The sequence below is a fragment of the Paraburkholderia mimosarum LMG 23256 = NBRC 106338 genome (assembly GCF_000739815.1).
Taxonomy (GTDB): domain Bacteria; phylum Pseudomonadota; class Gammaproteobacteria; order Burkholderiales; family Burkholderiaceae; genus Paraburkholderia; species Paraburkholderia mimosarum.
Map to the genome: position 1 here is coordinate 1 of NZ_BBJJ01000126.1, position 10,504 is coordinate 10,504.

The window sequence follows — 10,504 nt, forward strand, 5'->3', positions numbered from 1 at the left end:
TGAGGTTGCGAATCGCGGCTGCAACGCACATACCAGCGCAAACAAAGATCGCCTTTAGCACTCGAACGGAACTTGCTCCCTACCTCAAATACCTTGGGGTAGCCCGATCAACGCGCTTCTTCACGTTCGCCGGACGATTCGATCATGTTGGGATGCCGCAGTCGTAATTGAGGTCGCTCAAACGCACGGTTCAGTCCCAGCCCGATCGCCGCCCCCGCCAGCTCAGCCAGCACGAATCCCGGTGCACTGGCTGGTGAGATCCCGGCGAAGCTGTTCGTGAACATGCGGCCGAACGCAGCCGCGGGATTGGCGAACGACGTGGACGCCGTGAACCAGTAGGCGGCGCCGATGTAGCTCGCGACCAGGACCGACGCGCGCCCGGCCGGCGCACGCAAGATGACCAGCAACAGACCTGCCGTCGCCACCGCCTCGGCGATCCACTGTCCGGTACCCGCGCGAATCCTGGTCGAGAATTGCAGGATCGGCACATCGAACATCGCGTGTGCGAGCCATGCCCCCAGCAACGCACCGATCAGTTGCGCAACGATGTACGGCAGCAGTTCGGACGCCGGCAACTCGCCACGCAGGACCATCGCGGCGCTGACGGCCGGGTTAAAGTGGGCGCCGCTCAATGGGCCAAAGACCTCGATCAGCACATACAGGCCGCCGACGGTCGCCAGCGTGTTCGCGAGCAGCGCGATCGCAACGTTACCGCCGGCCAGGCGCTCCCCCATGATGCCCGAGCCGATCACAACCGCGAGCAACAGCATGGTGCCAATCAGCTCGGCGAGCACTTTCCGGCGCATGTCGACGACCACGTTCAGTTCTCCGAGATGGTCGTCAGCGCCTGCTGAAGCTCGGCGTTGCTCATTGTGTCGAGCGGCAAAGCGAGCAATTGCAGCATGCGATAGCCGATCGCCTGGCGCGTGAGTTCGAACGCCAGGCGTTTGCCCTCGTCGCCGCCCAACGCATTGGACGGGTCAGCGTACCCCCAGTGAACCTTGACCGGACTGCCTGGCCAGTACGGGCAGGTTTCCGCGGCCGCGCTGTCGCACACGGTGATGACGATGCGCATTTCGGGCGCGCCTGAGCCGACGAATTCGTCCCAGCTCTTGCTGCGATAGCCGCTCACATCGACGCCCATGCGCGTCAGCGCCTCCAGCGCAAACGGGTTGAGCCGGCCGCTTGGCGCGCTTCCGGCGCTGTACGCGCGGATATCCTTGCCCAGCGTCGCGGCCCAGTGATTGAGCATGCCTTCCGCTAGAACGCTGCGCGCGGAGTTGTGGGTGCAGAGAATCAGTATGTTGGTGGTCATTGAGCAGACTTCAGCGTTGTCCGATGTCGCGCACGGTTTGCTGGAGCGCGACGTTATCGAGTTTGGCGATCGGCACCGACAGCAGGAGTTCGATGCGGCGCTTCAAGGTCAGAGCAACTTCATGCATCGACTGCTGTTTGCGCTCATCGGAACCCTCGACGTCGGCAGGATCGGGCACGCCCCAGTGCGCCGTCATCGGCTGGCCGGGCCACACCGGGCACACTTCGCCAGCGGCCTTGTCGCAGACCGTGAAGACGAAATCCAGCGCCGGCGCGCCAGGTTGGGCGAACTCATCCCAGCTCTTGCTGCGATAGCCGTCGGTCGGCAGATGCCAGCGCGCCAACTCACGCAGCGCGAACGGGTTCACTTCGCCCTTGGGATGACTGCCGGCCGAGTAGGCTGGATCTCAACAATCGGCTACGGTTGCCTAACGAATTGGGTCAAAATCGGCCCCGACGGCCTGTCGCCGGGCGAAACGGCTCGCTGCTTCGCGACCCTCGTGCTCACCGGCGTGCCTCTTTCGTTGACGCTGCTGATCATGCTGCGCCATGTCGCGCGCCTCGCGCCGGCGCCGGTGGCCATGGCGGCAAGCCTCGCCGTCTCTGCGATGACTGCGGTGGCGCTGTCGCTTTATCATCCGCTCGACGCAACGGTGATGATTCTTATGTGGAATATCGGTCTGACGGTCATCCTGTTGATCGGGAGCGCGTCGTACGGTTCGCGGCTGTTCCGTTGGATCGGCGCGGCTGTGTGATTGTCGGATGGAGTTGGGCACTCGTCACGCGACGCCTCACACGCCGGCCCCCTTCTCGCCAAGCCTGGTCGCCCGGTCTAGCCAAGCCGCAGCGCCGCTTCGACCGGTATCTTCAGTTGATCCAGAATCAGCGCAAACCCGATAGCGGTCATTGCAACCGCTGCCACTAGCGACAACGGCAACGCGGCCATCAGCGTCCCGGACAGTACGAGCACTGAGACGATCGTGATGTCAATTGCGGACGACAGCAGCAGCCATCGGCCCGGTAGGGAATGCCAGAAATGGCCGCGCTCGCGTAACACATAAAGAGTCGCCTGATTGCCGAAGGCGATTGCGAGGAAGCTCAGGCTTTGCAATTCGCCGGTCGGCAACCGACTATACAACGCACCGGCGGCCACGATGCTACTCGAAAAGAGCAGCTTGCAGCTACCGAAAATTGTGGCTGCGGTGACGATGCGACGCATGCGCCAGACCGACGGCGCCGGTGCTGGCGTTGCCCGGTCCGTCGTCAAAGACATCGTGAGGAAGTCGTTTGTGACAAGCAGCAGCACCATCATCATCGGGGTGAGTAACGCGCGATGGACAACGACGAGACCATAAGCCAGCAGCAAAACGACCTCGATCTTCTTCACCAGCATGTTTAACGCATAGGTCAGAAGACGCCGGAACGCGGTGCGACCTTCCCGGACGGTCGAGAGGATACCTGCCAACCCCGGTTCCGTCAGGACGACCGCGGCCGCAGCCTTCGCCGCATCGGTAGCGGACGAAACCGCAATCCCGATCTGCGCCTGACGTAACGCGGGCGCGTCATTGGCTCCGTCTCCGCACATGCCAACAACGTGCCCGCTGTGTTGCAGTTCCTCCACGAGGCGGTACTTGTCCTCCGGCAATACGCGGGCGTAGACATCGAACTGCTGGAGATCAGCGTGCTTGTGTGAGGCTGTGGCGGGATACGGTGTCGGCCGAAGGCCCACTTTCCCGGCAATGGCGGAGGCAGTGGCGGACGAATCCCCCGTCACCATGACTGTGCGCACGCCGAGCCCCTTGAGCGCTCCGATAAGTTGAGCTGAATCAGTGCGCGGGGGATCGCTCAGTGCAATCAAGCCAGCCAGATGCATCGAGCCGCCGGGTGCTCCCACTGCCACCGCAATGATGCGGTGACCTTGATGGGCAAGCTCGTCGGACTTCGCACGAGCGCTTGGCGCTACCTCTGCGATCTGCTCGATCGCTTGCAGCGCACCCTTTAAGACACGCAACGGCTCATGACCGTCGTGCGACAGATAGGCTTCTGATATTTTCGTCTCTGGATCGAACGGGACGAAGCGTGTCGGTTTTTCATCGTGTCGTTCAGGGATCAATGAGGCTGCTGCTTGCTGAACTGCTGCATCGAGCGGATCGTCGCCGGTATGAGAACTTGCCATCGCGGCTAGAAGCAGCACCCGCTCGCGATCAAAGCCGGGCATCGACGAGATTTCCTGGACTTCCAGCACATTCTGCGTGAGCGTGCCAGTCTTGTCGGAGCAAAGCACGTCCATGGCTGCCGCCTCATGCACTGCGGATAAACGCGTGAGCAATGCACCGCGACGGCTCAGCGCGAGCGCGCTGACTGCTGCGGAGAGCGTGAAGGTGGCCGGCAGCGCTACCGGGATCGTTGCCAGCAAAGCCGTGAGCGCGAGACGTATCAGTTCGGCACCCTGAAAACCGAGAAAATATGCGTATCCCACCGAGACGAGCGCGATGATGCCGTTGACGAGCCCGAGGCCCTTCACTGCAGCGAGCACCGCGTGCTGTTCGGAACTCGGCGCGTGCGCGATCTGCACGAGTTCGACGGTGCGGCCAAAGTAGGTGCGCGTGCCCGTCGCCGTGACCGTTCCTGATGCCCGGCCGCTCCTTACGAGCGAACCAGCATAGACCGTCCCGCCAGGCGGAGCCTCGACTGGCACGGACTCTCCGGTCAGCATCGATTGATCCACCATCACGGAGCCCATTGTTACGCGCACGTCTGCGGGTACGACACCCCCAAGTGCTAACTGCACTGCGTCGCCAGGCACGAGATCAGCCGCAGGCACGCGTGTCCATTGTCCATCGCGGCAAACGAGTGCGGTCGGCTCCAGTCTTTGTTTGAGTGCAGCGAGCGCGACACCGGCTCTTTGTTCCTGAACGATGCCAAGCAAGGCGTTAAATACGAGCAGTGCGCCAACAACGGCGGCCTCCACATAGGCGCCCATGCCGATCTGCAACACGACGGCCGCTTCCAGCAGCCACGGCACGGGTGCCCAGAACTTCGGCAACAGCACACGCCAGTACGGTATCGTCTGTTCGCGGATCGCGTTCGGCCCGAATTCCTTCGCGCGCTGTCGCGCTTCGGCAGTCGACAGTCCGGCAGCCGATATCAGCGCCTCAGTTTCTCCCATGGGCGCGGCGGCTTCAAGACTTCGATACCCAGGGTCGATCTGCGGAGGGAAAGACTTTGACATATGACGGGCTGTTCCCGATTTGCTGCAGAGCATTACTGCCGGTTCAGCCGGGGCGCTTCAACGATGGCCATCTGTGTCTCCACAAAACGAGCCTCAACCGGTTGATCGGTCCGATCGCGGCAGCATGATCGACAACGCACAGGATGGACCCACGGGAAGATCGAGTTGCCTCAAGCGGTGTGGAGTCAGTAGGGCATCCCCTCTTCGATGGGAAGTGAGAGGTCCCGGGACCACTCGTTCCAGGACCCGAGGTATAGCCGGACGCTCTGGATGCCGGCTTCCTCGAGCGCAACGAACGTCGTGGAAGCCCGCGCGCCCTTGAAGCAGAACACGACGACCGGCGTGTCCTGGCGTATCCCGACTGTCGCGCATTCAGCAAGAATCTCCGCTGGCGACTTGAACATCTGCCCGGTGGGCGTCGGCTTCATCATGCGGTACCACTCGAGCCAGACCGAGCCTGGAATGCGACCTTTCCGCGGGCAGAAGTCCTTACCGTATGGAGATGAACTTTCGCCAATCCACTCGTCGACGTCGCGCACATCGAGTTTTACCACGTGTGGGTCGGCGACGGCTTCCTTCATCTCGTTCAAGTCCACCAGAATGCTGGGCCCTTCGGCTGCGACAGGAAATCCGACGGGCTTCGGTGCCGGTACGTCGGTCGTGCCCGGCAGCGCCGCTGCACGCCAGGCACTGAACCCGCCGTGGAGCACCTTGATCCTGTCTCTCGGATAGCCAAGATAACGAAGCAACACGTAGCCCCGGCAGGACTGTCCAAAGCCGGTTGTCATCGACTGCTCATAGACCACCGCAGTTTCCTTCCCGGACAAGCCGGCCTTGCCGAAGGCTTCGGTGAAGGTCTCGCGCAAAGCCACTACGCCTTGCGGCGTTGACATCGCCAGATATGTGAATATCTCGTGGATGTTGACTGCGCCGGGCAAGTGGGCTTCCGCGTAATTTGCGGCGTCTCTCGTGTCGATGAGCACCACCGGCGTCGTTTTCATGAGTTCCGCCAGATCGGCAGCGGAAATGAGGACTCTTTCATGCATGACAAGCCTCACCGGGTGAATGAAGAATCAGGCGTCCGCGCAACTCTATTTGCGTCAGTCGCTTCTGACAAAAATATGGACGCGCGTTCAGGGCACGGACGTTGATGTCAGTCAATCGCGAATACCGGGCAACCCTGTTGACGCAGGTCAACGGTTTTCGACAATCGCGACCATCGAGCCCGTTACGCTGGCCGATCTCCGTTCAGGACAACGCGGGTTCCCTCGCGCGCGACGAGTCCCTCCCGTTCGAGCTGGGCCAGTGTGCGATACAGGCTCTCGTGTGCGATCCCAAGCGCACGTGCCCACTGCATCAGCGACCCCGGCAGCGTGAATACGCCGTGGACGTCACTTTCGAGTCGCAGGCAATGCAGGATGCGCTCGCGCGGTGATCGGAGGGTAAGGCGCTCTGCGCGCGCACGGGATTGCATCAATTGCTGGGACAGCAGCCGGATCCAGTCGATCGCGAAGGTGGAATCGAGCCGCAGACACGCAAGCACCGCTTTGGCAGGCAGCACCAGCAATTGACTGGCCACCGGGCAAACGCCCTCGCAGTGGTATCGCGGGCTGAAGAGGCTCGCTTCAGCCACGAACTCGCCCGCTTCGGCGATCTGCAGCGTGATGGACTCGCCGTGGGCCTCGTCACGCCGCAACAATACACGGCCCGCCTGAACCCGGTAGACGGCCTGCGCCGGCTGTCCGCGTCGGAAGACCGTGGTGCCGGCGTCGTAATGGCGCAGCCGTGCGGCCAGACGCAATGCCTCGGGCCAGGAGGGCGGAAGACCCGCAACGTGGGTGTCGGCAACCCGCTCATGCGTGTCCACGGCAGGCTTCGTGACCGCGGACACGCTATTCGGGTGTGGTGCCGGTCGCATGATGATGCCTCATCTCCGCGCCGTGACCCGCCATCGCATCGTGGCCGTGGTCGGACAGTTGGGCGTCAAACCACTGGTGCAGCGCGGTGACCAGCCGGGGCTGATCGGTCCGATAGGCGATTTCGCCGCCATTGGGCAGGTCGCGATAGGTAATCGTCAGCTCGCCCGGCTTCGCTGTGCGAAGCGCCGCCAGGCCCGGCATGTTCTTGCCGTGGATCTGCTCCGGTCCCTTGAAGTCGCCGGCGGCGAACTGCTGCGCGACCATTGCCAGGTGCTGGCGGATCAACCCGGCCTGCTGGGGATCGTCTTCCTTGGTCACAACCTGCTGGACGCCGCCATCCGTGGTCTTCGTGAAGATATGGGTGGTTGCCGTCAGCGAAAACGGCATCACGTCGGCGCCCCGTTGCGCAACCTCCGTCTGGCGCGCGGTCATGTCGGCCGCGACGGATGAAGCGAGGCTGCCCGCAGCGAGTGCCGCAGCGAACAGAAGCGTAGCTGTGCGTGCCATGAACATCTCCAGTCTCGAATGCAGCCGCAGTCTAGCGCTGCGATCTGCCGCTCACTATGACTGGAATCATATCTCGCTGACGGATAGGGTTTGACGTTCCGTCACGCGACGCCGAAATGGCCGCGCACCTTCGTCGCAAGCGTGCCAATGTCGTTTCGAAGGAACAGGGCGGTCTGACAACGGCCACCCCCCGTGAATGGTGAGAAGGAAGGGGAATCACCCCCACCACTCGCGATGCAAGCGTGTCTGATCTCAGTTTGACCTAAGTCAGCCTCCAAAGCGCCTGCGAACTTAATCTTGGAACGTATTGCTTTGTTCTACGGACACGATGGGTGCCGGTGACATCGGTGCTACCTTATACAGTCTAGGTCGGCGACTTCGATCCGTTAAAGCGGCTTCGCGCTCGGCGAGCGTCAGGCCATGATGATGGGTGACATTGCCGCCTCGCTGAGTGAAAGTGAGATGAGGCGGCGGCCAAATTTTTGACCAGCCGGCCGCCTTTTGCGTCCGCTTCGTACATCCCAGCGAACAGTCGATCCATCTTCGCCAGTGCTTCGTTCGCCATCACGCGGATCGAACGCAATGGATGCGAATTCGGAACGAACTCGTCGAGCTTGCGCATGGAAAACAGGCTCTCGATAAAAGTGTCAGTGCCGCGCATAATCTCGATGTGGCAAATGGTAGTCCATCTATCAACGATCCTCGAACTCTGCGCGATGACGTGTTTCAGCGGTACTTCAGCACCCTGCTAACTAATGCGATGTTGATCACATCGATTACGTCTCGGTTCAAGTGATTATGCTCTGCTGGCAAAATGGGAAGCGCCCCTATCTTCGGCAATATTGCTACGCAGTATTGCGCATTGGCCAACGCGACGCCCGCGAAGGCGATTACGCTCGAAATTTGGAACGACGGGTTATCTATCTTTGCCAATCTCGCTCGACAGAAGTCGCCGCCCAGGTCCACAAGCATCGCAAATGCACCTAGCATAATGACGCGACAGGCTAAGCGGCCAAGGATGTTCCCCACCAACGCATGTGCGAACACGCCATCATCCAGTACGACACCGCGGAGGTCGGCCCCAAGTGTTAGCGGTGCGCCCCGTTCAAAAACCATCCTCATGAGCAAATATGCCGCCTGCAAGGTACTCAGGCGGCTAACCTGCGTAAGTCCCCCGGGTCTTTCCATTGGACGGTTCGCTCCTCCAGCTTCGAATGGCCGCGTTCCGACAAAGCTACGTAACGTACGCAGCGTTGCTCGATACACTAGCAGTGGGAGGCCATAACGGAGATAGCCATAACGATGTGGCATATCGGACACCGCGCCAAGCGAGCTCGCGACTTCATGCCGCCACGCAACGATGTCGACCAGAGCAGCAAACTCCCACCGCAATCGCGCTGGCAAGGGATGGTAGAGCGCCATGGCCCCCGTTAAGAGCCGATCGTGCAGCAACTTGAAGGGTGAGTCTGAATCCGTCCAGCGACAAGCTATCTGGTTTAAAAATTGTAGGTTGCTAGCTGCCTCGGCAAACCATGTACTTATCGGTGCGAACGCGAATTCGACTGAACTGCGGTGTCTTCGTAAATCATCTCCGCTTCCATGATTGAACGGCGCTCCCGCGATCCAACCAGAGCATTCTGGACACTTAAACGGAGTAGTGAACAGTTTCGTCGTGAAACGATAGGCACCTACGAGTGAGCCACACGACTGGCATCGGTCCGTCAACACACATCCGTGCATCGGACACTCCTGCATCGCGGAAAATTGGAACCACAAGCTATGAAAACCATTTGACAAGCATATCGGGCAGAATCGCAGTACCTTAGACCACAAAGCGTCGTTCAGATGTGGCAGCCGCCCGCCGAGTTCCCACTCCGCCGGTTGCCAATTCCAGCCTGTCATTTCAATGATTCGTTGCTGCAGTAGACTGTCACCGTCATAGAAGCTGAAATTATGCGCAGCATCGCCTAGCTCGAACACGCGGCAGATTCCGTTGCGATTCCAAACATTGCGCGCGGCAAGTCGCAACAGTACAGAGAAGGTTGATTCGTGTTGCACTGGCGGGAGGTCAGTTCCGAGGATCGGATCCCGGCGGTGCAGCGCTTGGTACTTGAGACGCGACATTGCACTTCCCTCGACGGCCACCACTCCCTGGCCCCGTGACGGGCCGTTTCATCATTTCGCCCGTTTGCGCCAAAGGGCGATCACCCGCGTTTTCGCTCTATCGCCTCGCTCGATCCGGCTCCGCATACTTGGCTCGATGTACTCTTGTCGGTGATGGGCGGCGTTCGCCCACCTGCTTCCCGGCTACAGGTTAGCGTCGCGTGGACGCGCGCCTTGATTCTTCTCGCCGATCATGCCGTAAATCGGCGTTCTTTGTCCCAGAGCCACTTGCCCATCGCAGCCGGAGCCCTCCAACAGCATTTGACTGGAGATCTTGCAAATCATGATATCAGGCACGGCGACACGTGCTCCCCACCGGGGCGTAGACGCCTCATGGAGCCTCACGCACTGAGTCGCGCCTATGCAGAAATTTGCCATAGGCGGGGCTCGCCGCCTGACAGTGAGGCCGCAGCCTTCGCAATGCGCCCCCACGCGACCGCTTGCCTCCACGCATCGTCACCGATCATCATGTCTGCCGCGTCACGTTCCCAATGAGCGTGGACGCATGCCTTGATCGCGGCAAATACGTTGGCGGTGGGAAGTGCCACGCTCTTGCCGCGCGTTGCCTTTGCCAATGCGTTCACAAAGCTCGTGGCCTCGTTCTCCAGCCGAAACCCGGCGGCGTAGGCGGCAGGAAAGAGTGCGCTCGTCCAAGTATCATCGCTGCCGATCGAGAACGGCGCGGAATCAATTTCTCTGAGGACCCGCACGATATCCTCCTGCTTGTTCAATCCCCTGAGAGAGCACTTGTGCTGGGCGAACCTTGCGTCGATGCATTCTGGCCAGCTTGCAGCGACGTTGTAAAATTTGGGGGCTTCCCCGAAGAGCAGTGAAACGAGTCGCACGCGCTCGTTATGCAATGCATTAAAGATGTCTTTCAGAAATTGCATGTCCAACTCTCTGAGCTCCTGCGCTTCATCGACCATCAAGATCACGGTAGAAGTGCCTGATTGTCGCGCAGCATGGCGTTGTTGCAGAAATCAGGCTGCTTCGCGGGGTCTTGACGTTTACGCGCAACGCTCGGGTTGACCAGGATGTTAACTTCACTTCGAACTGCGTAGATTCTTGCTTTTTTCGCCGAGAAGATGCGCAAGGACGAACGCAAGGCAAGCGAGCCCAAAGGGGCGTACCGCGTCAGGAACTGGCGAGAATACAACGCCGGTTTGATCGCGAGAGGCGACGTGACCATGTGGATTGATGAAAGCGTACTGACGCAGGTATCCGAGGCTGGCCCGACCAGGCGCGGCCGACCGCGTGTCTACAGTGATGCGGCGATCCAGATGCTGCTCGGCCTCAAGCAGGTTTTTCAACTGCCGCTGCGCGCTCTGCAGGGCTTCGCGCTCAGCGTGGGCAAACTCGCCTACCCCGG

Annotated in this window: 9 protein-coding genes and 3 pseudogenes; 2 read left to right on the forward strand and 10 right to left on the reverse strand. The window is 60.7% G+C overall.

Translation table 11 applies throughout. The features are described 5' to 3' along the window. Positions 1–107: 107 nt before the first annotated feature. The 3 genes and pseudogenes from BMI01S_RS34635 to BMI01S_RS41480 form a co-directional block, all read right to left on the reverse strand. Positions 108–806 (reverse strand): MIP/aquaporin family protein, encoded by a 699-nt coding sequence (locus BMI01S_RS34635; RefSeq protein WP_036046977.1) that lies wholly within the window; start codon positions 804–806, stop codon positions 108–110. A gap of 14 nt (positions 807–820) precedes the next feature. Continuing rightward, positions 821–1,315: an arsenate reductase ArsC gene (locus BMI01S_RS34640; protein ID WP_028232791.1), complete on the reverse strand. Its 495-nt coding sequence runs from the start codon at positions 1,313–1,315 to the stop codon at positions 821–823. 10 nt (positions 1,316–1,325) lie between these two features. Continuing rightward, positions 1,326–1,715: pseudogene (locus tag BMI01S_RS41480) on the reverse strand (low molecular weight phosphatase family protein); the annotation flags it as partial. Here BMI01S_RS41480 and BMI01S_RS34650 point away from each other — a divergent pair. After that, positions 1,716–2,069: pseudogene (locus BMI01S_RS34650) on the forward strand (NrsF family protein); the annotation flags it as partial. Between the two features lie 77 nt (positions 2,070–2,146). Here BMI01S_RS34650 and BMI01S_RS34655 read toward each other — a convergent pair. The 7 genes and pseudogenes from BMI01S_RS34655 to BMI01S_RS34680 form a co-directional block, all read right to left on the reverse strand. Continuing rightward, positions 2,147–4,483 (reverse strand): plasma-membrane proton-efflux P-type ATPase, encoded by a 2,337-nt coding sequence (locus BMI01S_RS34655; protein ID WP_028232792.1) that lies wholly within the window; start codon positions 4,481–4,483, stop codon positions 2,147–2,149. A gap of 248 nt (positions 4,484–4,731) precedes the next feature. Next, positions 4,732–5,592: a sulfurtransferase gene (locus BMI01S_RS34660; RefSeq protein ID WP_028232793.1), complete on the reverse strand. Its 861-nt coding sequence runs from the start codon at positions 5,590–5,592 to the stop codon at positions 4,732–4,734. A 182-nt stretch (positions 5,593–5,774) separates the two neighbouring features. Next, positions 5,775–6,413: a Crp/Fnr family transcriptional regulator gene (locus BMI01S_RS34665; RefSeq protein WP_028232794.1), complete on the reverse strand. Its 639-nt coding sequence runs from the start codon at positions 6,411–6,413 to the stop codon at positions 5,775–5,777. A 25-nt stretch (positions 6,414–6,438) separates the two neighbouring features. After that, complete coding sequence (locus BMI01S_RS34670; RefSeq protein WP_028232795.1) at positions 6,439–6,972, reverse strand: hypothetical protein; 534 nt, start codon at positions 6,970–6,972, stop codon at positions 6,439–6,441. Positions 6,973–7,462: 490 nt separating this feature from the next. Further along, positions 7,463–7,633: pseudogene (locus tag BMI01S_RS41485) on the reverse strand (IS5/IS1182 family transposase); the annotation flags it as partial. A gap of 65 nt (positions 7,634–7,698) precedes the next feature. Next, positions 7,699–9,096: a TniQ family protein gene (locus BMI01S_RS39940; RefSeq protein WP_081723612.1), complete on the reverse strand. Its 1,398-nt coding sequence runs from the start codon at positions 9,094–9,096 to the stop codon at positions 7,699–7,701. Between the two features lie 398 nt (positions 9,097–9,494). Further along, entirely contained in the window at positions 9,495–10,070 is a 576-nt protein-coding gene (locus tag BMI01S_RS34680) for a hypothetical protein (protein WP_028232797.1), read from the reverse strand. 150 nt (positions 10,071–10,220) lie between these two features. Between BMI01S_RS34680 and BMI01S_RS34685 the strand changes: the two genes are divergently transcribed. Continuing rightward, the coding region (locus BMI01S_RS34685; RefSeq protein ID WP_042292393.1) for a transposase at positions 10,221–10,504 on the forward strand (284 nt) is incomplete at its 3' end.